Consider the following 24,826-nt stretch of genomic DNA (forward strand, 5'->3'; position numbering starts at 1 on the left):
ACACGGAGAGGCGCGATGTTGACCGACCGGCCGACGTCCTAGGTAAGGGACGCTCTTTCGGGGAAGATCTGGCCCAGGTGGCCGCATTCCCCAGGCGACCGCGGCAGAACTGGAAGAGTCGAATCCATGCAGGTGTGGCCGGGACAGGCGTACCCGCTCGGTGCCACGTACGACGGTGCCGGGACCAACTTCGCGGTCTTCTCGGAGGCCGCCCACCGAATCGAGTTGTGCCTGCTGCACGACGACGGTTCCGAGACGGCGGTGGAACTGAGAGAGACCGATGCCTTTGTCCGTCACGCGTATCTGCCCGGGGTGATGCCCGGGCAGCGCTACGGATTCCGGGTGCACGGCCCGTACGAACCCCAGCGGGGCATCCGGTGCAACTCCGCCAAGCTGCTCCTCGACCCGTACGCGCGGGCGGTGTCCGGGCAGATCAAGTGGGGGGAGGAAGTGTACGGCTACCCCTTCGGGAAGCCGGACGCGCGCAACGACCTCGACTCCGCCCCGCACACCATGACCTCGGTCGTGGTCAATCCCTACTTCGACTGGGGCGACGACCGGCGCCCCCGTACGGACTACCACCGCACGGTGATCTACGAGGCCCATGTGAAGGGCCTGACGATGCTCCATCCGGGGCTGCCGAAGGAGCTGCGCGGCACGTACGCCGGTCTGGCGCATCCGGAGATCATCGCCCATCTGACGGAGCTGGGCGTCACGGCCATCGAATTAATGCCGGTGCACCAGTTCGTCCAGGACCACCGGCTGGCGGACGCGGGGCTCGCCAACTACTGGGGTTACAACACGATCGGGTTCTTCGCCCCGCACAACGCCTACGCGTCCTGGGGCGACCGGGGCGAGCAGGTGCTGGAGTTCAAACAGGCCGTGCGCGCCCTGCACCAGGCGGGCATCGAGGTGATCCTCGACGTGGTCTACAACCACACCGCCGAGGGCAACCACCTGGGGCCCACGCTGTCCTTCCGGGGGCTGGACAACGCCTCGTACTACCGCCTGACCGACGACCAGCGCTACTACATGGACACCACGGGGACCGGGAACTCCCTGCTCATGCGCTCGCCGCACGTACTCCAGATGATCATGGACTCGCTGCGGTACTGGGTGACCGAGATGCACGTGGACGGCTTCCGCTTCGACCTGGCGGCCACGCTGGCCCGCCAGTTCCACGAGGTGGACCGGCTGTCGTCGTTCTTCGACCTGGTGCAGCAGGACCCGGTGGTCAGCCAGGTGAAGCTGATCGCCGAGCCGTGGGACGTGGGCGAGGGCGGCTACCAGGTGGGGAACTTCCCGCCGCTGTGGACCGAGTGGAACGGCAAGTACCGGGACACGGTCCGCGACCTGTGGCGGGGCGAGCCCCGGACCCTGGCCGAGTTCGCCGGGCGGCTGACCGGCTCGTCGGACCTGTACCAGGACGACGGGCGGCGCCCGCTGGCCTCGATCAACTTCACCACCTGCCACGACGGCTTCACCCTGCACGACCTGGTCTCGTACAACGACAAGCACAACGAGGCCAACGGCGAGGGCAACCGGGACGGCGAGAGCCACAACCGGTCCTGGAACTGCGGCGCCGAGGGCGAGACGGACCGGACCGAGGTGCTGGAGCTGCGCGAGCGTCAGATGCGCAACTTCATCGCCACGCTGATGCTGTCGCAGGGCGTGCCCATGCTCAGTCACGGCGACGAGTTCGGCCGTACCCAGCAGGGCAACAACAACGCCTACTGCCAGGACAACGAGCTGTCCTGGGTGCACTGGCCCGAGCCCGCCGCCGCGGTGGGCGCCGACGGCGAGGACGAGGAGGACGGGGAGCCGGACGGTGAGACGCAGGACATGAGCCTGCTGGAGTTCACCCGGGCGATGGTGTGGCTGCGCCGCGACCACCCGGTCTTCCGCCGCCGCAGGTTCTTCCACGGCCGCCCGGTGGAGGGTACGCACGACGAGCTGTCCGACATCGCCTGGTTCACCCCCGAGGGCCAGGAGATGACCCAGCGGGACTGGCAGGCCGCGCACGCCAAGGCCCTGACGGTCTTCCTGAACGGGCACGCCATCTCGGAACCCGGCCCGCGCGGGGAGCGGATCTCCGACGACTCGTTCCTGCTGATGTTCAACGCGAGCGCCGAGACCCTGGAGTTCGCCGTGCCCGTCAACCACGGCCGGCAGTGGCACGCCGTGGTGGACACCGCGCGCCCGGCCGGGGTGCTGACCGGGGCGGGGCCGAAGGTGGCGGCGGGCGATCGGGTGACGCTGGTGGGGCGGAGCATGGTGGTGCTGCAACGGCCCGCCTGACGGGGGGCCTGTCCGGCGGCACCGACCGTGTCACCCCGTCGTGGTCTTGTGCCGGGCGGGGTGACACAGGCGGCCCGGATGTGGGTACGAAGATTCCCATGACGCCTACCGCCACGTACCGGCTGCAGATCCAGCCGGAGTTCCCGTTCCGGGCCGCCGAGGACGCCGTGCCGTATCTCGCCTCGCTCGGCGTCTCCCATCTGCATCTGTCACCTGTCCTGGAGGCCGTGCCGGGCTCCCGGCACGGCTACGACGTCACCGACCACAGCCGGGTCCGTGACGAGCTGGGCGGCGAGGAGGGGCTGCGGCGGCTGGCGCGCACCGCGCGGGAGCACGGGCTCGGCCTGGTCGTGGACATCGTGCCCAACCACATGGCGGCCGCCCCCCGGCACAACCACGCCCTGCGCGAGGTGCTGCGCGAAGGGCCCGGATCCCCGTACGCCCGCTGGTTCGACATCGACTGGGCGGCGGGCGACGGACGGATGCTGCTGCCCGTGCTGGCCGGCCGGATCGGCGACGAGACGGCACGGATGCGGGTCGACGGGGAGGTGCTGCGCTACGGCGAGCAGGAGTTCCCGCTCCGGGACGGCACCGCCCACCTGCCACTGCCGGAGCTGCTGGACGCCCAGCACTACCGGCTCGGCTGGTGGCGGCTGGCCCGCACCGAACTGAACTACCGGCGGTTCTTCACCATCTCGGACCTGATCGGGGTGCGGGTGGAGGACCCGGAGGTGTTCGCCGCCACCCACGGCAAGATCCTCGAACTGGTCCGGGACGGCGTCGTGGACGGTCTGCGGATCGACCACCCGGACGGCCTCGCCGACCCGGCCGGCTATCTGGAACGGCTCGCCGAGGCGAGCGGCGGGGTGTGGACGGTGGTGGAGAAGATCCTCACCGGCTCCGAGCAGCTGCCGGCCGGCTGGGCCGTGGCAGGGACGACCGGATACGACGCGCTGTACCGGATCGACGGTCTCTTCACCGACCCGCAGGGCGCCGCCGAGCTGCTGGGCCACTACCGCGAGGCCACCGCCCCGGCCGGTGACCGGGGCGGCTACTGGACGGCGACCGTGCGCCGGGCCGCGTACCGCGTCGTCACCCACGAACTGGCGGCGGAGACCGAGCTGCTGACCCGGCTGGCCTCCCGCATCTGCGCCGGGGACCCCGCGCTGCGCGACCACGCCCCCTGGGCGCTGCGCACCGCCCTGCGCGAGCTGCTGGTCCGCGTCCCGGTCTACCGCCCGTACGTGAGGGCGGGCGGACCCTGCTCCGATACGGCCGAGGCGACGCTCGACGCGACGACGGTGAGTGACGCCAAGGCGGTGTTCGCGGTACGGGAGGAGGCCTCGGCCGTCGACGTGGTGCGGGACCTGGCGCTGGGGCGGCTCGGCGGCGGCGGGGACAGGGCGGCGTTCTGCGCCCGGTTCGCCCAGACGGCGTCGGCGCTGCGGGCCAAGGCGGTCGAGGACACGGCGTACTACCGGTACGTGCCGCTGCTCTCGGCGAACGAGGTGGGCGGCGATCCGGGGCACCCGGCCGTCGAGCCGGAGGACTTCCACGCCTTCTGCACCCGGCTCGCCCGTGACTGGCCCACCACCGGGACGGCGCTGACCACGCACGACACCAAGCGCAGCGCCGATGTGCGGGCGGGCATCGCGGTGCTCTCGCAGTGCCCCGGGCGATGGGCCGGTCTGGTGGCGGGTCTGGCCCGGTCCGCCCCGGCCGCGCCCGATCCGCAGCTGGCCTGGCAGGCGTGGCAGACGGCGGTCGGCTGCGCGGGCGTTCCGGCGGACGAGCGAGCGGCGCGGCTGGAGCCGGCGCTGCTGAAGGCGGTGCGCGAGTCGGGCCTGTTCACGAGCTGGACGGAGCCCGATCCGGTGTACGAGCGGTTGGCGTCGGACTTCGTCGCCGCCGGGCCGGCCTCGGACGTCGGACCGGTGCGGTCCCTCGTCGAGGAGTTCGCCGCCCCGCTCGCCACCCATGTGCGGGCGCAGTCGCTGGGCGCGGCGCTGGTGCACCTGACGATGCCCGGGGTGCCGGACCTCTACCAGGGCACCGAGCGCGCGTACCTGGCGCTGGTCGATCCGGACAACCGACGGCCGTTCCGGGAGCCGGAGCCGGACGCGCCCGCCGACGAGAAGGCGGAGCTGACGGCGGCGGCGCTGCGGTTGCGTCGGGAGCGGCCGGCGGTCTTCGGCGAGTCCGGCACGTACGCCCCGCTGCGCGCGTCGGGTCCGGCGGCGGCGCACTGTCTGGCGTTCTGCCGTTCGGGTGAGGTGGTCACGGCGGTGACCCGGCTGTCGCTGCGGCTCGCGGAGTCGGGCGGCTGGCGCGGGACGCGGCTGGCCCTGCCGGACGAGGGGGTGTGGCGGGACCTCCTCACGCCCGGCCGGGAGTTCACGGGCGGCACGGCCGAGGCGGCCGAACTGTTCGCGGACCGGCCGGTGGCGTTGCTGGTCCGGGGCTGAGGCGCCGCTTCGGCGGGCTCACCCCGGCCGGACGAGCAGGGAGCGCGGGCCCCGGGTCAGCAGGCCCGTGGCGGCCGGGCGGAAGCCCTCCGCCCAGCGGAGGCGGGGCATCGCGCCGAGCAGGGCGCGCAGCCCCTGTTCGGCCTCCAGCCGGCTGAGCGCCACGGCGGGGCAGCCCGGCGGCCCGCTCAGGGCGCGGTCCTGGTCGGTGCGGAACGGGTCGAACGCGTCCGGGGCGGCGAACCGCCCGGGATCCCGGGCGGCGGCCCCGACGAGGATCGCGACGGGTGCCCGGGCGGGGAGGGTGCCGCCGCTGAGGGTGACCTCGGCGACCGTGCGGCGCAGGACGACCTGGACCGGCGGGTCGCGGCGCAGCGACTCCGTCCAGGCCCGGCCGGTGAGCGCGGGTTCGACGCGCAGGGCGGCCAGCAGGTCGGGGTCGTCCAGCAGGTTGGCGAGGAGGGAGGCGAGCGCGGTGCGGCGCAGGGCGGTGTCCCGCAGACAGGGCCCGGCGGCGGGAGCGGCGGTCGTCGCACCCGCCCTGCCGTCCGTGGCCGGTGCGGTGTCCGGGCAGGACGCGGCGGGCAGCCAGCGGCAGAACTCCTCGACGAGGTCCGCCCGGGGGCGGCGGGCGATGCGCCGGGCCAGCACGTAGGCGGTGCGTTCCATGCGCTCGGCGAGCCCGGCGGGGACCGTGCCGGTCACCACGGTGTACCGGTCGGGGGGCAGGCAGCGCGGGCTGCCGTGGCACAGGCCGAGCGGTGCGGGGCCGCCCCGGGGCGCCCCGTCGTGCGGGAAACCGGCGAACCGGGGGTCGGTGAGGGCGGCGGTGACGTCGTCGTACCGGCTGATCAGCCAGGCGCCGAGCGGCGCGTCGTAGCTGAGCGGGTACTGCTCGCGCAGCATCCGGTAGAAGCGGTACGGGTCCCGGGCCGCGCCCCGGGCCAGGAGGCTGGGGCCGGTGCGGGGGCGGCCGGCCCAGCGGCGCCGCGCGGACCGGGTGGTGCGGGCTCGGGGTTCGGGCGAGGTGGTCGGGGCCGGTATGTCTCGGGGTGCGTCGGCCGGCATGGCGTTCCCCCGGGGCGAGTCGGTGCGCCGGTGCGCGGCGCGGTCCCTCTCAGGGCATCACCTGAACGGGCCCGTCGCAGTCGGCGCGCGGCCGTCCGGGTGACACGCGGGCGGGCTCGGCGGTGCGCCGGCCCCGGCCGCCGTCCTCCGGACCGCGGACGAGGCGGGTCGGGCAGGGGGCCGCCGCCGCCCCGTTCCAGGGCCTTGCTCCGGGGGGAGAGCGCCGGCCGGGTGAGGTGGAGGTGTTCGGCGGCCCGGGTGGAGGAGGACTCCCCGGCCACGGTGAGGAGGTACTCCATCTGCCGCAGGATCATCGTGCCCCCTTTCCGGGTGCGCACCCGGCGTCTCCACCCGCACCCGACGCTCTCCGGGGCGACCGACGGGCCCTTCCCCACCCCGGCGGGCCGGGGGCCGGGGGCCGCGCGGGCAGGCGTGAACGCGGACGTTACGCCGGCGGCCGGAGGGCGGGCGCGGACAGCCGGAACATCATGCGGCCGAAGCTCACCTGGTCCCCTTCGCGCACCGGGACCGTGCCGGTGACGCGCTGCCCGTTGACGCAGGTGCCGTTGGTGGAGCCGAGGTCGCGCAGCAGCCAGCGGTCGCCGTGCGCGGTCAGCTCTGCGTGCGTCCGGGAGACGGTCTCGTGGGTGAGGCGCAGTCCGTTGCCCGGATCGCGGCCGATGAGCAGGGGGTGCGGACTGGGGGCGGGCAGCAGCAGCTTGGGCAGCCGCTCCGCCCGCCACGCCCTGCGGACCCGCTCGGGGAAGCCGGAGACGCCCCCCACGACGCGCAACAGCCCCCGGGACCAGCGGCCTTCGCGCTCCAGGTCCCTGGTGAGGGCTTCCAGTTCCTCGGGGCGGCTGGTCGTCAGCGCCACCTCCATGCGCCGCATGAAGGTGTCCTGGGAGAGCCTGCCCTGGGCCGCGCCTTCCCTGAGCACACCGAGAACACGGTCGCGCTGCGCGTCGGACAGGCGCGCGGTGGGCGTGTGGAACTCGAACGGGGACGTCACGGGTCGATTGTCGGCCCGTCCGCCCCGGGGTGTCCAGAACAACCCCGCTTTCCGCCCCCTCCTGACCTGCGCGGGACCGTTCCGGATATCCGGGGGCGGTACGTCCGGAACGTTGCTGGGCCGTGCGGCGGTCGCCGCATGTGCCCGTACTCCCTGGGGGTTTCGTGCCCGACGCACCACTCGATCTGACCATCCGTCCGTTCAACGGTCCCGACGAGCTGAGGCTCTTCCTCGAACTGCCCTACGTCCTCGCCACGGGCCGCCGCCGCCCGGAGTGGATGCGGGTGGCGCTGCGCGGTGACCGGGTGGTGGCGCGGATCGCCTGGTGGAGCGGGACGGTGTGGAGCGGCTCCGGGCGGCGACGGACCTCGGCAACACGCCGATGGCGAAGGCGTTCGCACGGCTCGGCCACGTCGGCTTCGAGCGCGCCTTCGTCATGGTGGGGGTGAAGAACTGACAGCACATCGGTCGCCGCGTCGGCGCCGGTTGCGTAGGACCGGACCCGACCGGGCAGTGATCAGTCTCAGACCTGAATCGCCCGTGTCGGACTCGGCCCAGAGTGTCATAGGCCCAAGATCGCGCCTTCTGCCGACCATGGGGTCGGGGCGAACGGCCCCGGAAGCGAGGGAGCGCTGCATGTTGTTCGAGGTATGGGCACCCGATGCGGAATCGGCCGCGCTGCGGCTGTCGGGCGTACTGCGGCCGATGGCGGCCGATCCGCGCCGACCGGGCTGGTGGACCGCCGAGGCGGAGGCCGTGGACGGCGACCGCTACGGCTTCGCCCTCGACGGCGGTCCGGTACGTCCCGACCCCCGCTCGCGCCGCCAGCCGGACGGTCCCGACGGCGAGTCGGCGGTCGTCGACCACGACGCGTACACCTGGCGCTCGGCCTGGGCGGGGCGGGAGCTGCCGGGCGCGGTCCTGTACGAGCTGCACATCGGCACGTTCACCGCCGAGGGCACGTTCGACGCGGCGGCGGCCCGGCTGGGGCACCTGGCGGAGCTGGGCATCACCCATGTGTCGCTGATGCCGGTCTGCCCGTTCCCCGGGGTGCACGGCTGGGGGTACGAGGGGGTCTCGCTGTGGGCCGTGCACGAGCCGTACGGCGGCCCCGACGGGCTGAAGCGCTTTGTCGACACGGCGCACGGGCTCGGGCTCGCCGTCGTCCTGGACGTCGTCCACAACCATCTGGGCCCGTCCGGCAACTACCTCCCGGCGTTCGGCCCGTACTTCACCGAGACGCACCACACCCCGTGGGGCTCGGCGGTCAATCTGGACGCGCCGGGCTCCGACGAGGTGCGGGCGTTCCTGCTGGGCAGCGCGCTCGCCTGGCTGCGGGACTACCGGCTGGACGGGCTGCGGCTCGACGCGGTGCACGCCCTGGCCGACACCCGGGCGCTGACGTTCCTGGAGGAGCTGTCCGCCGCGGCCGACGCGCTCTCGGCGGAACTGGGGCGCCCGCTGCCGCTGATCGCCGAGTCCGACCTGTGCGACCCGCGCACCACGACGCCCCGCGAGGAGGGCGGGCTCGGGCTGCACGCCCAGTGGAACGACGACTTCCACCACTGCCTGCACACCGCGCTCACCGGTGAGTCCCAGGGCTACTACGCGGACTTCGCGGCCGCCCCGCTGGCCGGGCTCGCCAAGACGATGACGAGCGCCTTCTTCCACAACGGCACGTACTCCAGCTTCCGCGGCCGTACGCACGGCCGCCCCGTCGACGTCAGCCGCAGCGCCGCCCACCGCTTCGTCGGCTACGCCCAGACCCACGACCAGATCGGCAACCGGGCCCTCGGCGACCGGCTCGCCGCCTCCCTCTCCCCCGGGCTGCTGGCCTGCGCGGCGGCGCTCGTGCTCACCGGCCCCTTCACCCCGATGCTGTTCATGGGCGAGGAGTGGGGCGCCCGCACGCCATGGCAGTTCTTCACCGACCACACGGACCCGGAGCTGGCGGAGGCCGTACGGTCGGGCAGGCGGCGGGAGTTCGGGGCGCACGGCTGGGCGGAGGAGGACATCCCGGACCCGCAGGACCCGGCCACCCGCGCCCGCTCCTGCCTGGACTGGGAGGAGCCCCGCCGCGAGCCGCACGCCCGGCTGCACGCCTGGTACCGCGAGCTGATCGCCCTGCGCCGCACCCTGCCGGACCTGCGCGATCCGGACCTGGCGAGCGTGAAGGCCGCGTACGACGACGGGGCGCGCTGGCTGGCGGTGCGCCGGGGCGATCTGCGGATCGCGGTCAACCTCGGCGGGAAGCCGGCCGCGATCCCGCTGGGCAACGGGCGCCACCGCGGCGGGCCGGGCCGGGTGCTGGCCGCGTGGCTTCCGGTGGACCCGCCGGACCCGGACGGGCTGCTGCACCTGCCGCCGGAGTCCTGCGTGCTGCTGGCCGACGACTGACGTCCGCCGCCCCTACTCCACGATCGCGAGTTCGCGGGCGGTGGCGTTGAGACGGCGCCCGCCGTCCTCGGTGACGGTCACGATGTCCTCGATGCGGACCCCGAACCGGCCCGGCAGATAGATGCCGGGCTCCACCGAGAAACACATGCCGGGCACCAGCGGCTGCTCCTCGCCCTCGATCATGTACGGGGGTTCGTGGGTGGTGACGCCGATGCCGTGGCCGGTGCGGTGGATGAAGCGTTCGCCGTAGCCGGCCTCGGTGATGACGGCGCGGGCGGCCCGGTCGATCTCCTGGCAGGCGACGCCGGGGCGCACCGCCTCGCAGCCCGCCCGCTGCGCCTCGCGCACGATGTCGTGGACCCGCCGCTCCTCGGCGGTGGGCTCGCCGACGTGGACGGTACGGGAGGTGTCGGAGCCGTAGCCGTGCTTGAGGCCGCCGAAGTCGAGGACGACCATGTCGCCGTGCTCGATGGTGCGTTCCCCCGCCTCGTGGTGCGGGTTGGCCCCGTTGGGGCCGGAGCCGACGACAGTGAAGTCGACCTGGGAGTGCCCGTGCTCGGTGAGCAGCCGGGCCAGGTCGGCGGCGACCTCGGTCTCCTTGCGGCCGGAGAAGCGGACCTCGAGGATCTCCGCGTACGTGGCGTCGGCGGCGGCCCCGGCGGCGGCGAGCCGTGCCAGCTCGTGGGCGTCCTTCACGGCGCGCAGCATCGGCAGTGCCTCGGTGAGCGAGGCGTACGAGGTGTCGGGAAGCCGCTGCTGGAGGCCGAGCAGGTGCATCGCCCAGGCGTTGTCGCTGATCCCGAACCGGCCCCGCGCGTCGAGCAGCGGGGCGGTGACGTCGTACGGGTCCTTGCCGTCCGTCCAGTCGCGCAGGGTCATCGCGGGGGCGCCGACGGCCTTCGCCGCGTCCGGGGCCTCCAGCGTCGGCACGACCAGGACGGGGTCCCGGTCCGCCGCGAGGACGAGGAGGGTGAGGCGTTCGGTGACCGCGGTCGGCTGGTAGCCCGTCAGGTACACCATGTCGGGCCCGGGCGCGACCAGTACCCCGGCGAGTCCGGCCGCGGCGGCGCTCTCGGCGGCGCGTGCCATCCGGGCCCGGTAGTCGTCGGCGGTGAACGGCACGGGCTGGTCGGTACTGGACATGCGGGTCCTCCTGACGGCACGGAACGGCCCTCCCATCCTGCCCGTCCGGGGAGGGGCGCGCGAGTGGTCAGGCGCGTGGCCCCGCTCCCTCCCGTACGACGAGGTCGGCCCGGTCGCGTCCGGTCGCGACGAGCCGGGCGTTGGCCTCGTCGGACCGCGCCACCCAGCGCTCGGCGTCGGCCCGGGTCCTCCCGTACCGCACATGCCGCTCGACCAGCCTGGGGACGCGTACGGCGTCGTCGGGATCCAGGTACCACGCCTCGTCGAGCAGCCCGCGCACCGGCGCCCAGCCCCCTTCCCCGTACAGCAGGTAGTTCCCCTCGGTGACGACGAGCAGGACCTCCGGCGGTACGGGGACCGCTCCGGCGACCGGCTCCTCCAGGGCCCGGTCGAAGGCGGGGGCGTACACGACGGTGCCGGGCTCGGGGGCGCGCAGCCGCCGCAGCAGGGCGGCGTACCCGGCGGCGTCGAAGGTGTCGGGCGCGCCCTTGCGCCCGGCCCGGCCGAGCCGTTCGAGTTCGGCCTGCGCGAGGTGGAAGCCGTCCATGGGCACGAGTACGGCGAGCGGTCCGAGAGCGTCGGTGATACGGCCGGCCAGGGTCGACTTTCCGGCTCCGGGCGGCCCGGCGATGCCGAGGACGTGCCGCTGCCCGGGGCGCGCGAGGCGGCGCGCGCGGGCGGTGAGATCGCTGAGGTCCATGCCGGATAGTGTCCCGTCCCGGGGCCCTGCCCCCGCCGCCCTGCCGCACCGCGAGGAGTCCCATGCCCCACATCGCCCTGGTCACCCTGGTCGTCCGCGACTACGACGAGGCCCTCTCCTTCTACACCGGCGCCCTCGGCTTCGAACTGGTGGAGGACACCGACCGGGGCGACGGCTCGCGCTGGGTGGTGGTGCGGCCGCGGGGCACCGAGGGCACGGGGCTCCTGCTGGCCCGCGCCAAGGACGGGGCCCAGGCGGCGAGCGTCGGCGCGCAGACCGGTGGCCGGGTCGGCTTCTTCCTGCACACCGAGGACTTCGCGGCCGACCACGCCCGGATGACGGCGGCCGGGGTGCGGTTCCTGGAGGAGCCGCGCCACGAGGTCTACGGCTCGGTCGCGGTCTTCGAGGACCTGTACGGCAACCGCTGGGACCTGCTCCAGCCGGCGTGACGGGGCGGCCCGGGCCGTCAGCCGCCCGTGCCGGGCAGGCTCGTGAAGCCCACCACCGGGCCGTCGACCGTTTCGGTCGCCCGGACGTCGAAGGCCCGGTACGGAAAGGCGTCCCCGAGGGACAGGCGCCAGGCGCGGGCGATCCACTCGGCCGGGCCCACGGAACCGGAGAGGTAGTCCAGGTAATCGGCCTCGCCTCTTGAGGCTTCTGGCCACTGCTTGATCTGCGGATCTTTCAGCGGTTCTCTCCATCCCCTCAGACGGGTGACTGATCGTGCAGTCTTTCCAGGCGACGGGCAAGGCCGGGCGCAGACTCCTTGCCACATGACAGAACGACTGAGAATTTACTGAGCGTCACGCCCTCAGGCCGCTTGGTGTAGGAGCGCCGCCGACCGGCACGCCACAAGGATTTGAAAAATTCCTCGCGCGCAACACCGTCCCCCGAAAGGGCGTTCTCGGCAGATTCAATGATCAGGATATGGTAATCCGATGAAAGCCATTCCAAGTCGCGGAGGCAATCATAGAAAGCGGACCAGTTCCAGCCAAAATAATCAGGGAACTTAAAAGCTTCCCAGAATTTTTCGAATACCGATGCCTCGTCCGACAAGTCGCAGCCATTGAGACGTGTCACGCGAACCTCACCCGAAGTGGGCAGGAGTTCATCGACGCTCAACCCGCCGCCCTCCGCAATGACGTGCATCCATGGCGCAACGTGAATCGCCTCGGCTTCCTCTTCCATCACTCCGCCCATCTCGGACTCGTGGCCACAATATATGTCTGATAGTGAGTCGGGGTGTAGTAGGCAGAGCCATCACTGCCGAACACCCAGCGCTCACCACCCGGCTTGGGGTTGTCCGACGCCGGGTAGGTACCGTATTCCTGATAAGTGATCGGCTTGCCCGATGGCTCTTGGACCGGAAGTTGGTATCCGCCATTTTTTCCACTGTTCTCAAATGTTTCAGTCCACCACTTCGGGCCGTGAAACCCCGGGCCACCACCCCATCCAAGATTGTACTCCTCAACGTCACGGAGAACTTGCATGGCCTCTTTGGGAATAGTCTTGGGTACCCATCCCTGAACATTTTCAACCTCCCCCAGAGTTGTTCCTGGTTTGAGGTTCGTGCAGCCTGCAAGCCCCAGAGGATCAGCCCAGACATGAGGGTTGGGGATATAAGCGGCCGGGTTGGGTGATGGACTGATGCCCAGCGGGTCCGGGCTGATGTAGCGGGCGGTTTCGGGGTCGTAGTAGCGGAAGTGGTTGTAGTTCAGGCCGGTTTCGGGGTCGGCGTACTGGCCGGGGAAGCGGATCGGGCAGTCGACGGACGTGGTGTCCGTGGCGGCGGGGAAGTCCGTTCCCCACAGGGTGGTGCGGCGCTGCCAGGTGAGTTCTCCGTCGGGGGTGACCAGTTCGGCCGGGGTGCCGAGGGTGTCCGTGACGACGGCGTGGAAGCGGGTGCTGAAGTCGGTGGAGGCGTCCAGGGCCAGTTGGGCCAGCAGGGACGCGCCCTTTTCGCTGGGCAGCGGCTTGTGGTCGGTCTGGGTCAGGACGCTGTGGGTGCCGGGGGCGTAGTCCCAGGTGGTCACCCGGCCGTCGGGCCTCGTCCGCTCGGCCAGGCGCAGGTCGTCCCAGGTGAACTCCGTGCGGTCGGCGGCGGAGCCGTCCTCGGCCACCCGGTGCTTGGATACGCGGCGGCCCAGAGGGTCGTAGGCGTAGCGCCAGCGGTCGCCGCCGGGGGCCACCGCCTCGGTCAGGCGGTCCTCCGCGTTCCAGGCGTACGTCCAGCTCAGCCGTTGCCCGTTGAGCAGCTTGCGGGTCCTGTGGATCAGGCGGCCCTGGGCGTCGTGCTCGTACGTCGTGCGACCGGCGCTGCGGATGAGGGTGCCGGTGAACTCGCGGTCCCCGGCGGACTCGTGCGCGGGGGCCGTGGCGTGGGTGAGGTTGCCCGCCGTGTCGTAGGCGTACGTCTCGGTCCAGCCGTGGGCGCGGACCCCGGTCACGCGGCCGGTGGCGTCGAGGTCGAACCGGCGGGTGCCCGAGCTGAGTTCGCGGATCTCGGTGAGGTAGCCGTCCTCGCGGTAGGCGTAGGTGCGGTGCTGGAGCAGCCGGTCGGCTCCGCTCACCCGGGCCGAGAGCCGCTGCCCGGTGAGCCGGTGGGCGGCGTCCCAGTCCTGGGTGAGGGTGACGGTGTCGCCGATGCGGCGCTCGGTCTCGCGGCCCGCCGCGTCGTAGGCGAAGGTCAGCGCACCGGCGTCGGTGCCGAGCCGGGAGGGCCGGCCGGCCGGGTCGTAGGTCCAGTCCGAGACCAGCCCGGACGGGGTGGTCCGCCGGGTGACGCGTCCGAGGGCGTCGTACGCGTACGTGGTGCTACGGCCGTTGACGGTCTCGGTGAGCGGGCGGCCCAGCGCGTCCCGCTCGACGGTGACCTCCGCGTCCGCGTTGACCGTGTGGGCCAGGTGGCCGGAGGCCCCGTACGCGTAGGTGGTGGTGTCGCCCCCGTCGGCGGCCTGTTCCACGACCCGGCCGAGCGTGTCCCGGGTGAAGCGGAGCGTCTCGCCGGCGCCGTTGGTGCGGGACGTCAGGCCTCCGGACGCGTCGTGCGCGTAGGTCAGGACCCGGCCGTTGAAGTCGGTCTCCCGGACCAGCCGCCCCGCCTCGTCGTACGCGTACGACCAGGTCAGTCCCTGGGGGTTGGTGACGGTGGTGAGCCGGAGTTCGGTGTCGTAGGCGAAGGCGTACGTCGTGCCGTCCGGGTCGGTGCGGGTGGCGGGGACGTCGAAGTGGGTGCTGGTGTGCTCGGTGGTGCCGCCCGCGCGGTCGGTGTGGGTGAGGAGGTTGCCCTCTCCGTCCCAGCTCCAGGCTTCACGGGTGCCGTCCGCGTACTCGCGCCACGACGGCTTGCCCTCGGTGGTCCAGCCGGTGCGGGTCGTCCCGCCGAGCGGGTCGGTGACCTCGACGACACGGCCGAAGGCGTCGCGGCGCGCGGTCGTGGTGTGCCCGAGCTCGTCGGTGACCGCGACGGGCAGCCCGGCCGCGTCGGACGTCACCGTGCGGGTGTGGCCCAGGGCGTCGGTGATCGCGGACAGCTTGCCCGACTCGTCGTAGGAGAGTTGCGTTTCGGCGCCGAGAGGGTCGGTCGTGGTGAGCAGGTTGCCCCGCTCGTCGTAGGTGTGGCGCCAGACCGCTCCGCCCGGTTCGACGACCTCGGTGGGCCGGCCGAGCGCGTTGTACGTGGCCCGGGCACCGGACCCGTCCGGCAGGGTCACCTCCGTGAGGCGACCGGCCTCGTCGTACGCGTACCTCGTCGTGCGGCCCAGCGAGTCGGTGACGGAGAGCGGCTTGTCGCCCCGGTCCGTCCACTCGGTGCGGGTGGTGCAGCCCAGCGGATCGGTCTCCTCGACGACCATGCCCGCGGCGTTGTACCGGTGCGTGGAGCGTCGACCGAGGGAGTCCGTGTACGTGGTGGTGCGCGCCGCGTCGTCATAGGCGAGGGACCCGGGCACGCCCGGCTCCGGGACCGGGTAGACCAGACGCATCCCGTCGGCGGCGGCGAACACCACGCCCTCGCCGTCGATCTGGAGGCACTCGTCCAGGGTGGAGGCCCAGGCCGGGCCGAAGCACACCCCGCCACGGTACGAGGACAGATGGGTCCGCTCGACGACCAGGCCGGCTCAGCCCGCCGCGCCCGCCAGCGCGTCCAGGACCGGGGCGATCAGCGGGTGGGCCTCGGCGCCCCGGCGTACGGCGGCGAAGACGCGGCGGGTGGGGGCCGTGCCGCGGACCGGGCGGACGACCACACCGGTCAGGGGCATGCCGCGCAGGGCGGTGCGCGGCACCAGGGCGACCCCCGCGTCCGCGCCGGCGAGGGCGACCACCGCGTGGAAGTCGTCCGAGGAGTGTTCGAGGTTCGGGGCGAAACCGGCGTACTCGCAGGCCAGGACGACCACGTCGTGGCAGGGGTTGCCGGGGTACGGGCCGATCCAGGCGTCCTTGGCCAGCTCGGCGACGGCCACCTGCTCCTGGCCGGCCAGCCGGTGCCCGACCGGGAGCACCGCGTCGAACGGCTCCGAGTAGAGGGGTACGCGGGTGAGCCGGCGGTCGTCCTCGCCCGGTGCGCCCCGGTACTCGACGGCGACGGCGACATCGACCTGGCGGTCCAGGACCATCGGGACGCTGGCGTCGCCCTCGGCGTCCTGGACGCGGACCTTGATGCCGGGAGCGGTCCGGCTCAGCGCGGCGATGGCGGGGGCGAGGACGAGCCCGATGCCGGTGGCGAACGCGGCGACGGTGACCGTACCGGCCTCGCCGGAGCCGTACGCGGCCAGCTCGGCCTCCGCCCGCTCCAGCTGGGCCAGCACCGCGTTGGTGTGGGTGAGCAGGATGTCGCCGGCCGGGGTGAGCCGGGCGCCGCGCGAGCCGCGTTCGACGAGCCGGTGGCCGGTCTCCTGCTCCAGCGCGGCGAGCTGCTGGGAGACGGCGGAGGGGGTCAGGTACAGCGCGGCGGCCGCGGCGGTCACCGTGCGGTGGTCCGCCACGGCCCGCAGAATGCGCAGCCGCCGGGCATCGATCATGCGCCCTATTGTCCCAGGTCGCGGAGGACGTCCGGAACGTCCTCCGCGACAGGTGCCGCTACTCCCCCAGCGCGGCGCGGGCGGCGACGAACGCGTCAACCGCGCGGTTCACGTCGTCCGTGGAGTGCGCCGCGGAGAGCTGGACGCGGATGCGGGCCGCGCCCTGGGGGACGACCGGGTACGAGAACCCGATCACGTACACACCGCGCTCCAGGAGCAGCTCCGCCATCCGGCCTGCCTTCGCCGCGTCCCCGATCATGACGGGGGCGATGGCGTGGTCGCCGGGCAGGATGTCGAAGCCCTCCTCGGTCATCCGGGTACGGAAGAGCGCGGTGTTGGCGTTGAGCCGCTCGCGCAGGTCGCCGGCGGACTCCAGCAGGTCGATGACCTTGAGGGAGGCGGCGGCGATGACCGGGGCGAGCGAGTTGGAGAAGAGGTACGGGCGCGAGCGCTGGCGCAGCAGGGCGACGATCTCGGCGCGGGCCGCGACGTAACCGCCGGAGGCGCCGCCGAGCGCCTTGCCGAGGGTGCCGGTGATGATGTCGACGCGGTCCATCACGTCGTGCAGCTCGGGCGTACCGCGGCCGCCGGCGCCGACGAAGCCCACGGCGTGCGAGTCGTCGACCATGACCATGGCGTCGTAGCGCTCGGCGAGGTCGCAGATCTCGCGCAGCGGGGCGACGTACCCGTCCATGGAGAAGACGCCGTCGGTGACGATCAGGCGGCGCCGGGCCCCGGACGCCTCCTTGAGCTGCGTCTCCAGGTCGGCCATGTCGCGGTTGGCGTAGCGGAAGCGCTTGGCCTTGGACAGGCGGATGCCGTCGATGATCGAGGCGTGGTTGAGGGCGTCGGAGATGACCGCGTCCTCGGGGCCGAGGATCGTCTCGAACACGCCGCCGTTGGCGTCGAAGCAGGAGGAGTAGAGGATCGTGTCCTCCTGGCCCAGGAAGGAGGAGAGCCGCTGCTCCAGCTCCTTGTGGACCTCCTGGGTGCCGCAGATGAAGCGGACCGAGGCCATGCCGTAGCCCCAGCGGTCGAGCGCCTCGTGCGCGGCGGCGATCACGTCGGGGTGGTCGGCGAGGCCCAGGTAGTTGTTGGCGCAGAAGTTGAGCACCTCGCCGGGGCGGCCCCCGGCCGTGACGGCCACGGTCGCGGACTGCGGGGTGCCGATGACGCGTTCGGGCTTGTGCAGGCCGGCGGCCTCGATCTCTTCGAGGGTGGTGCGCAGGCCGTCGCGTACGGAGTCGAACATGCCGGATTCCTTAGGGGGTGGGGACTGGTACGGACAGGGCTCAGGCGGTCCAGTCGAGGATGACCTTGCCGCCGAGTCCGCTCGCCGCGTCGTCGAAGGCCGCCTCGAAGTCGCGGTAGCCGTACCGGCCGGTGATCACGGGGGCGAGGTCGAGGCCGCCCTCCAGCAGGACGGACATGGCGTACCAGGTCTCGTACATCTCGCGGCCGTAGATGCCCTTGACCGTGATCATGGAGGTGACGATCCGGGCCCAGTCGACGGCGAACTCCTCGGAGGGCAGTCCGAGCATGGCGATCCGGCCGCCGTGCGTCATGTTCGCGATCATGTCGCGCATCGCCTCGGGGCGGCCGGACATCTCCAGGCCGATGTCGAAGCCCTCGCGCAGTCCCAGCTCCCGCTGACCGTCGGCGATGGTCCGCTCGGCGACGTTGAGCGCCAGGCTGACGCCGACCTTGCGGGCCAGGGCCAGGCGGGCCTCGCTGACGTCGGTGATCACGACGTTGCGGGCGCCGGCGTGCTTGGCGACTGCGGCGGCCATGATGCCGATGGGGCCGGCGCCGGTGATCAGGACGTCCTCGCCGACCAGCGGGAACGACAGCGCGGTGTGCACGGCGTTGCCGAACGGGTCGAAGATCGCGGCGATGTCGAGGTCGACGGGGACCCGGTGCACCCACACGTTGGACGCGGGCAGCGCCACGTACTCGGCGAAGGCGCCGTCGCGTCCGACGCCGAGGCCCAGCGTGGAGCGGCAGAGGTGGCGGCGGCCGGCCAGGCAGTTGCGGCACTTGCCGCACACCAGGTGGCCCTCACCGCTGACCAGGTCGCCGACGGCGATGTCGACGACGTCCGCGCCGATCGCGGCGACCTCGCCGACGAACTCGTGGCCGAGGACGAGCGGGGTGCTGATGGCCTGCTGCGCCCAGCCGTCGTAGTTGCGGATGTGCAGGTCCGTCCCGCAGATGCCGGTGCGCAGGACCTTGATCAGTACGTCCCCCGGGCCGGTCTCGGGCTCGGGGACGTCCATCAGCCAGAGTCCCGGCTCGGCCTTCTGCTTCACGAGTGCCTTCACGGCTGCGGCTCCCTGTACCTGGTGCGTTGTCGAGCTCCCCGGGCGGGGGGCATGCCTGAGGAAGCCTGCGGCCCGGGGAAGAATGAGAGGGACGGCATGACAGCGCGCTCGCACCGGCTGCCGCGCACCATCCTCCGCCGTCACGGAGAAATCTGCCGCACCCCGCGCCCCAGGTCCATCGAGGTTTTCTTAAGCGGGACCGCAGCTCCGCTTCACGCCGCGCCGTACGGGGGGCGGGGCCCCTTGCTCCGTTCGGTGGGCGGGCGGAGGACGCGACCGGGGGCGCGACCGAGGCGGAGGACGCGACCGGGGACGCGGGGCACCCCTCGTGGGGACGGGGCGGGCGCGACCGCGCTCGGCCGGTGCCGTCCACGACCGCCGGGTCCTGGTGCCGCCGGCCGGCGCCGGCTCGCCGCCTCGCGGGTGTCCCGCTCAGTCGCGCGGCCAGGGCCGGCCGTCGAGGCGCTCGATGTCACGGTTGAGCCGGGCGAGGTCGTCCGCGAAGCGGGCCGCCTCCTCCGGGGTCCAGTCGGCCAGAACCCGCCGGAGGCCCTCCCGGTTCTCCGTCCGGTCCTTGTCCAGCCGGCGCTCGCCCTCGTCCGTGATGACGAACTTCCGCGCGATCCCGCCGTCCGGGTCGGCGATGCGGTCGACGACACCGGCCCGGAGCATCGCGGCGGTCTGCCGGTTCAGCGTGGAGGCGTCCAGGCCGAAGGCCTCGCGCAGCTGGCCGATGGACATCGGCCCCTGGGCCCGGATGCGGCTGAGGAGGATGTACGCGCTCCGGTCGAGCCGCCCGTCGCCCCGCGAGGTGAGCAGACTCATGTGCCGGCCGAGCAGCATCGTCTCGAACTCGATCCGGTCCACAGGCATGTCCACACGCGGCTCCTTACGACTGCGGTGCGCCTCCCCCGCGGGGACGGCGACCTCTCTGTACAGATATACCACGGAATGTGTGCACGATGCACGCAATGTGTATAGTGCATAACAATCGGTCGGTCCACGCGTCACCGGCATCGCGGCCCCATGAGGACCGGCCGAAAAGGTTTGAGCGGCGACCACCACTCGAACCGGTTGTCCTGCCTCTTCGGGGCCCGGACAATCCGCTTTGCCGGGAACCGTCCGCGCCCCCGGCCGTAGACTCGCCGGATGGCGAAGTATTTCGACGTACACCCCGAAAACCCCCAGCAGCGCACCATCACCAACGTGGCAGAAAGCATCCGCTCCGGGTCGCTCGTCGCGTACCCGACGGACTCCTGCTACGCACTCGGGTGTCAGCTCGGCAGCCGGGACGGCCTGTCCCGCATCCGGGCGGTCCGCAACCTCGACGACCGCCACCACTTCACGCTGATGTGCCAGAACTTCGCCCAGCTCGGGCAGTTCGTGCACATCGACAACGACGTGTTCCGCACGGTCAAGGCGGCGACACCCGGTCAGTACACGTTCATCCTGCCGGCGACCAAGGAGGTGCCGCGCCAGCTGCTGCACCCGAAGAAGAAGACCGTCGGCGTCCGCATCCCGGACCACCCGGTCGTCCAGGCCCTCCTGGGCGAGCTGGGCGAACCGCTGCTCTCCAGCACCCTGCTCCTGCCCGACGAGGCCGAACCCCTGACCCAGGGCTGGGAGATCAAGGAGCGCCTCGACCACGAGGTGGACATCGTCATCGACTCCGGCGACTGCGGCACGGAGCCCACGACCGTCATCGACTTCTCCAACGGCGAGCTGGAGATCGTACGCCGGGGAGCCGGCGACACGTCGCGGTTCGAGTAACCGGGCGGACGGACCGGGCCGAAGCGCCCGGCCCACGCTCCCCCGCCCGCGGTCCCGCGACGCTCCGGTCGACCGGACGGGGGATGTGGTGGTGCCGCGGGCGTGGTGACGACGTGTACCGGCCCCGGACTCACCGGCGGGACGCCCCTGAGCCGGAGCCGGTACGCGTGCCTTTCCGCTCATGCCCGGGTCACGGACCGACGCGGTGTCAGCAGTCGGCCCTCACCAGGTCCAGGTCGACCGTGGTCGTCCGCCGCCCGGACACCCTCGCCTCCTTCCCCTGCGTCTGGTAGCCGTCCTTGGCGGCGATCACCGTCAGCGGGTTGTTGCGTCCGTCGATCCACTGGGCGTACGCCCCGTCGGCCTTCGTGACGAACGTCCAGGCGGCGTCCGACGCGTCGACCGCGACCGTGGCCCCGCCCAGCGGGGCCCTGGACGCGTCGCACGCGACACCGCGCACGACTCCGGTCAGCTTGCCCCAGGACTTCGGCGGCGTGACGGTCATCACCACCCCTACCGGTGCCTGGGCGTACGGAGTGTCCTCCCGGATCGACACCGCGCTGCTGTACACGCCCGGCTGCTCGACCTGCGCACCGACGGTCACCTCGACCGTGACCGAATCGCCCGGTGCCAGGGTGGTGCGGTCGTGGTCGACCGACATCCAGTCGATGTCCGTCGCGCCGGAGGCGCAGTCGCCGAAACCGGGCAGCATCTCGCTCTCCGGGAGGGCGTTGCTGCCGCCGGTCGCGCCGCCGATCTTGTAGAAGCCGCACGCGGCGCCTCCCCGGTAACGGGCGGTGTTGGCGTTGGGCAGCGGGCGCCAGGTGTCCGTGGCCCTGTCGTACGCGAAGCCGGCGTTCGACACCGCTCCGGCGTGCACACCGGCGGCCACGACCAGCTCGCCGTCGGCCACCGCGTAGCTCGACGCCCAGATCGGGGCCGGGGCGTCGGCGAGCCGGCTCCAGGAGTCGGAGGCCGGGTCGTAGGCGTACGTCCGGTCGGTCGCGGCCTCGCCGCTGTTGCCGCCGGTGCAGACGACCTTGCCGTCCAGGGCCCCGCAGGCGGCGAACGCCACCGACACCGGGTAGTCGGCCAGTCTGTGCCAGGTGTCGGTGCCCGGATCGTAGGACACCACGCTGTTCGACGTGGGTGTGCACGAGCCGGTGGTGCAGCCGCCCACCGCGTACAGCTTCCCGTCGAGCACCGCCTGGCCGGCCGCCGACCGCGGCAGCGGATTGCCGGCGCCGGGGGACCACTTGTCCGCGGCCGGATCGTAGGTCCAGGTGTTGGCCTGCGGGCCGTTGGAGCCCCAGCCGGACGCGGCCACGATCTCGCCGTTGACGACCCCGACCGTCATCGCGGAGCGCGCGGCGGGCAGCGGCGCCGCCTCGGTCCAGGCCAGGGTGGCCGGGTCGTACGACCAGACTTCGGCCGTCATGCCGCTGCCCGTGTTGCCGCCGACCGAGTAGATCTTCCCGTCCAGCGTCACGACCCGGTTGTCCATGATGGTGTGCGGATAGTTCGTGACCGTGGTCCACGGGTCGCTGGTCGGTCCGTCGGCCGTGGCGACCTTCTTGCTCTCCGGGGCCGCGGCCAGCGACACCGGTACGTCCAGCCGTTGTTCCGGGGCGCCCGTGTCCGTCTCGGTCTGCTGCCGGCTCCGGGTCCCCCCGTCGGCCTTCTGCATCACGAACCCCGAGCCGCTCTCGCCGAAGCGCACCTCGGCCGGCGCGGTGCCGGTGTTGGTGACGTCGATGGTGCGGGTGGCGGTGCGGTCCCCCAGTTCCAGGGTCGCCGCCACCTCACCCGGTGCCACCGTCAGCCGGCCGGCCTTCAGGGTGAAGTCGGTCTCCGTCACGCCGCCGACATCGACCTTCCTGGTGAGCGTGGAGTAGTTGTCCGCCGAAGCGGTCGCGTCCTGCCCGCCGGAGGTCTTGTCGAACATCCAGTAGAACCCGTCGGCCAGCCGCGGGTCGTCGGGCGTGGCCACCGTCTTCACCGTCGCCCCGGCCGCCGTCACCTCGGCGCCGACGACTCCGGCGCCGGTGTTGGCGTCATCGACGTTGCCGACGAGGTAGCCGCCGCCTTCGACGGGGTCACAGCTCCGACTGCCCACGAACACGTTGTCCAGCTGCCAGAACCAGTCGAAGTTCGCCTTGTAGTAGTGGAAGCGCACGCGGACGTCGCTGTGGCCCGCCGCCTGCGGGATGGGGATCGAGGTGAAGCGGGGGCCGCGTACGTCGGCGGTCTGCCGCAGCACATTGGTCCAGGTGGTCCCGCCGTCGAGGCTCAGGTCCACGTCCGCGAGCTCGGACTGGTAGTTGTTGTAGTCCTGGTTGAACCCGATGACGGGCTCCTGGATCCCGGTCAGGTCCATCACCGGCATGACCAGCGAGGTGTCCTGCTTGGCCTCGTAGTCGTAGTAGTCGCTGTCGACCATGGCGAACTTGCCGTCGCCGCCGGTGTGGTTGCCGCGCTTGAACGGGTCCTCGAACGTCCACACGCCGCCGGAGTGGATGTGGTCGACGATCGACCAGCCCGCGGGCAGCGCCCCGTCGTTGAAGTCCGCGTGGACTCCCTCGTACGCGTACCGGTATCCGTTGGCGACGGAGCACCGGCCCACGTCGATCCTGGCGTCGACGTCGCGCGTCACGTCGTCGGCACCCAGGGCGACCACCTCGGTCGCGGTCTCGTAACCCGGGTAGACCGGCTGGAACGTGAGCTCGTACGAGGTCCCTTCCGGCAGGGTGATCGCGTACTTCCCGGTCACGGGGTCGGTGTAGTACACCGCGTCCGGCGCGCCGGCCACGGTGATCTTCGTGTAGAGCGGCCAGCCCTGCCCGGAGCCGTCGGTGACCCGTCCGCCGACCACGGAGGAGTCGTACGCGGTGAGCGCGAACGGCTGTCGCGGCGTGGCCCCCTCATCGACCTGGACGGTGGCGGTCCGCGTCCGGTATCCGAAGGCCGACGCGGTCAACTCGTATGTGCCGACAGGTACTTCGATCCGGTAGTCGCCCGAGCCGTCAACGCCGAGCGTCCGGTCCACGGAGGTGCCGACCACGCGTACCGTCGCGCCGCGCACCGGGTCGCCGGTGGCCTCGTCGGTGATGTCCCCGGACAGCACACCCGTCGGCCCGGGGTCACCCGCACGCACCAGTGCCAGCGCGTCCAGCCTGCCCTCGCCGTAGACGTTGTTGTCGTCGGCGGTACCGCCGCACTGCGGGTCCGCGGTGTCGACGGCGGTGTCGTCCAGCAGGTCCCTGGTCTTCTCGATGTCACCGACGAGCGCCGGCTCGGCGGACCAGAGCAGCGCGATCGCACCGGCGACGTGGGGCGCCGCCATCGAGGTTCCCGAGGCGGTGCCGTAGGCCGAGCCGGGAATCGACGAGCGCACGTTCACTCCGGGCGCCGATATGTCCGGCTTCACCTTGCCGTCCTGCCCGCCGCCGCGGGACGAGAACGACGCGATCGTGTCGGTGGAGTCGTAGGCGCCGACCGAGTAGTTGACCGTCCGGCTGCCCGGCGACCCCGAGGACCGGCAGTTCGGGCCGCTGTTGCCGTTCGACCAGACTCCGAAGATGCCCGACGCGCTCCAGGCCGCGGAGATGTCCTCCATGAACGGGTCGCTCGACGGGACCTGGCTGCCCCACGAGTTGTTGATGATGTTCGGCCGCTTCGACGGGTCGGCGTCCGAGCCGTCCGTCCGCGTCGGCGCCAGCATCCACTCCCCGGAGGCGACCAGCTCCGCGTCCGTACAGGTGGCGCAGCCGTTGGCGGTGATCCACTTGGCGCCGGGCGCCGCGCCGATCCGGTTCTCCCCGCCGTCCGAGCCGACCATCGTGCCCATGGTGTGCGTGCCGTGCCCGTTGGTGTCGCAGGGCACACCGCCGGCGCAGTGGCGCGAGGCGTCGAACCAGTTGTAGTCGTGGGAGAACGTGCCGTCGCCGTTGTTCCCCCGGTACCGGCCGACCAGTGCCGGATGGTCGTACTGCACGCCCGAGTCGATGCTCGCGATGACGATCCCGTCACCGTCCACGCCGAGTTCCGACCACACCTTGTCGGCGCCGATGTTCGACAGGCCCCACTCGACGGACTGCGTGGCGTCGCCGGCCGCCTTCACCGGCTCGGCCTTCCCGTACGTCTGCGACGGCCACAGCTGGTCCACCCCGGCCTCGGCGGCGAGGGAGACCGCCAACTGCCGCGGTCCGTCCTCGACGTACACGGCGTTCGTCGCCCAGAACGACCGGTAGTCGACGCCGGCCTTCTCCAGTGCGGCGATCACCTTGCCCTGCGAGCCGGCCGCCGTCGCCCGGAGCCGCTTGACGACGTCGGCGCCTCGCCGGTCCCAGTCGCCGTCGCGCACCTTCGAGAGATCGGCCCGGGCGTCGAAGCGCACCCAGAAGTCCGCCTTGCCGTCCTTCTCCAGTTCGGCCGACAGGCCGGGACGGATCTTGTCCTTGGCCGGTACGGCCTGCGCCGCGGGTGCGGCGCCCAGGCCGGCCGCCGCGACGACCATCCCCAGGAGGACGCCGACGACCGCACGTCCCCGCCCCCGTCTCCCGCGCCTCGGTGTCACGGGCATCGGACGCCCCCGTCCCGCCGCGGGGCCGTCCGGGGCGTGGCCGCACCGGGCC

The 24,826-nt window shown here is 72.4% G+C and carries 17 protein-coding genes and 3 pseudogenes; 7 read left to right on the forward strand and 13 right to left on the reverse strand.

Translation table 11 applies throughout. The annotated features are described in order from the left end of the window. Positions 1-126 precede the first annotated feature (126 nt). Both glgX and treY read left to right on the forward strand, forming a co-directional pair. Positions 127-2,298 (forward strand): glycogen debranching protein GlgX, encoded by a 2,172-nt coding sequence (gene glgX / locus ABZ564_RS09990; RefSeq protein WP_360852467.1) that lies wholly within the window; start codon positions 127-129, stop codon positions 2,296-2,298. 98 nt (positions 2,299-2,396) lie between these two features. Then, a complete protein-coding gene (gene treY / locus ABZ564_RS09995; RefSeq protein ID WP_360852470.1) occupies positions 2,397-4,763 on the forward strand; it encodes a malto-oligosyltrehalose synthase in 2,367 nt (788 codons plus the stop codon). An 18-nt stretch (positions 4,764-4,781) separates the two neighbouring features. On the opposite strand, the gene ABZ564_RS10000 is transcribed toward treY, so the two are convergent. The 3 genes and pseudogenes from ABZ564_RS10000 to ABZ564_RS10010 all read right to left on the reverse strand — a co-directional run bounded on the left by ABZ564_RS10000 (position 4,782) and on the right by ABZ564_RS10010 (position 6,843). Beyond that, positions 4,782-5,831, reverse strand: a complete 1,050-nt coding sequence (locus tag ABZ564_RS10000; protein ID WP_360852474.1) for a cytochrome P450 — start codon at positions 5,829-5,831, stop codon at positions 4,782-4,784. 185 nt (positions 5,832-6,016) lie between these two features. Continuing rightward, positions 6,017-6,145: pseudogene (locus tag ABZ564_RS10005) on the reverse strand (LysR family transcriptional regulator); the annotation flags it as partial. 131 nt (positions 6,146-6,276) lie between these two features. Further along, positions 6,277-6,843: a DUF1707 and FHA domain-containing protein gene (locus tag ABZ564_RS10010; RefSeq protein WP_360852477.1), complete on the reverse strand. Its 567-nt coding sequence runs from the start codon at positions 6,841-6,843 to the stop codon at positions 6,277-6,279. A 164-nt stretch (positions 6,844-7,007) separates the two neighbouring features. Here ABZ564_RS10010 and ABZ564_RS10015 point away from each other — a divergent pair. The 3 genes and pseudogenes from ABZ564_RS10015 to treZ form a co-directional block, all read left to right on the forward strand. Next, positions 7,008-7,175: pseudogene (locus tag ABZ564_RS10015) on the forward strand (GNAT family N-acetyltransferase); the annotation flags it as partial. Next, complete coding sequence (locus tag ABZ564_RS10020; RefSeq protein ID WP_360852480.1) at positions 7,169-7,300, forward strand: hypothetical protein; 132 nt, start codon at positions 7,169-7,171, stop codon at positions 7,298-7,300. The pseudogene ABZ564_RS10015 and the gene ABZ564_RS10020, both read left to right, overlap by 7 nt. 179 nt (positions 7,301-7,479) lie before the next feature. Further along, positions 7,480-9,240 (forward strand): malto-oligosyltrehalose trehalohydrolase, encoded by a 1,761-nt coding sequence (gene treZ, locus ABZ564_RS10025; protein WP_360852483.1) that lies wholly within the window; start codon positions 7,480-7,482, stop codon positions 9,238-9,240. A 12-nt stretch (positions 9,241-9,252) separates the two neighbouring features. On the opposite strand, the gene ABZ564_RS10030 is transcribed toward treZ, so the two are convergent. After that, on the reverse strand, positions 9,253-10,383 hold the full coding sequence (locus tag ABZ564_RS10030) for an aminopeptidase P family protein (RefSeq protein ID WP_360852486.1): 1,131 nt from the start codon (positions 10,381-10,383) through the stop codon (positions 9,253-9,255). Positions 10,384-10,450: 67 nt separating this feature from the next. Continuing rightward, on the reverse strand, positions 10,451-11,083 hold the full coding sequence (locus ABZ564_RS10035) for a nucleoside/nucleotide kinase family protein (protein ID WP_360852489.1): 633 nt from the start codon (positions 11,081-11,083) through the stop codon (positions 10,451-10,453). Between the two features lie 62 nt (positions 11,084-11,145). On the opposite strand from ABZ564_RS10035, the gene ABZ564_RS10040 reads away from it, so the two are divergent. Further along, a complete protein-coding gene (locus ABZ564_RS10040; protein WP_329029542.1) occupies positions 11,146-11,532 on the forward strand; it encodes a VOC family protein in 387 nt (128 codons plus the stop codon). A gap of 17 nt (positions 11,533-11,549) precedes the next feature. On the opposite strand, the gene ABZ564_RS10045 is transcribed toward ABZ564_RS10040, so the two are convergent. The 7 genes and pseudogenes from ABZ564_RS10045 to ABZ564_RS10075 all read right to left on the reverse strand — a co-directional run bounded on the left by ABZ564_RS10045 (position 11,550) and on the right by ABZ564_RS10075 (position 19,301). After that, positions 11,550-11,693, reverse strand: coding sequence for a hypothetical protein (locus ABZ564_RS10045; protein WP_360852492.1), 144 nt, complete (start codon positions 11,691-11,693; stop codon positions 11,550-11,552). 95 nt (positions 11,694-11,788) lie between these two features. Then, on the reverse strand, positions 11,789-12,271 hold the full coding sequence (locus ABZ564_RS10050; RefSeq protein ID WP_360852495.1) for a barstar family protein: 483 nt from the start codon (positions 12,269-12,271) through the stop codon (positions 11,789-11,791). Beyond that, positions 12,271-15,189: pseudogene (locus ABZ564_RS10055) on the reverse strand (RHS repeat-associated core domain-containing protein); the annotation flags it as partial. The gene ABZ564_RS10050 and the pseudogene ABZ564_RS10055, both read right to left, overlap by 1 nt. Positions 15,190-15,201: 12 nt before the next feature. Beyond that, a complete protein-coding gene (locus ABZ564_RS10060; RefSeq protein ID WP_360852498.1) occupies positions 15,202-16,101 on the reverse strand; it encodes a LysR substrate-binding domain-containing protein in 900 nt (299 codons plus the stop codon). Positions 16,102-16,159: 58 nt separating this feature from the next. After that, complete coding sequence (locus ABZ564_RS10065; RefSeq protein ID WP_360852501.1) at positions 16,160-17,353, reverse strand: glycine C-acetyltransferase; 1,194 nt, start codon at positions 17,351-17,353, stop codon at positions 16,160-16,162. A 40-nt stretch (positions 17,354-17,393) separates the two neighbouring features. Next, the gene (tdh, locus tag ABZ564_RS10070) at positions 17,394-18,422 is read right to left on the reverse strand and encodes an L-threonine 3-dehydrogenase (protein WP_360852504.1); all 1,029 of its coding nucleotides are present in this window, start codon (positions 18,420-18,422) and stop codon (positions 17,394-17,396) included. Positions 18,423-18,854: 432 nt separating this feature from the next. Further along, positions 18,855-19,301, reverse strand: coding sequence for a MarR family transcriptional regulator (locus tag ABZ564_RS10075; RefSeq protein WP_360852507.1), 447 nt, complete (start codon positions 19,299-19,301; stop codon positions 18,855-18,857). A 270-nt stretch (positions 19,302-19,571) separates the two neighbouring features. Between ABZ564_RS10075 and ABZ564_RS10080 the strand changes: the two genes are divergently transcribed. Further along, the gene (locus ABZ564_RS10080; RefSeq protein WP_360852510.1) at positions 19,572-20,192 is read left to right on the forward strand and encodes an L-threonylcarbamoyladenylate synthase; all 621 of its coding nucleotides are present in this window, start codon (positions 19,572-19,574) and stop codon (positions 20,190-20,192) included. Positions 20,193-20,400: 208 nt separating this feature from the next. Here the strand turns inward: ABZ564_RS10080 and ABZ564_RS10085 are convergent, their stop codons facing one another. After that, a complete protein-coding gene (locus ABZ564_RS10085) occupies positions 20,401-24,774 on the reverse strand; it encodes a S8 family serine peptidase (protein ID WP_360852514.1) in 4,374 nt (1,457 codons plus the stop codon). Positions 24,775-24,826: the final 52 nt, after the last annotated feature.

This window comes from Streptomyces sp. NPDC019224, from assembly GCF_040632605.1.
Classification (GTDB): domain Bacteria; phylum Actinomycetota; class Actinomycetes; order Streptomycetales; family Streptomycetaceae; genus Streptomyces.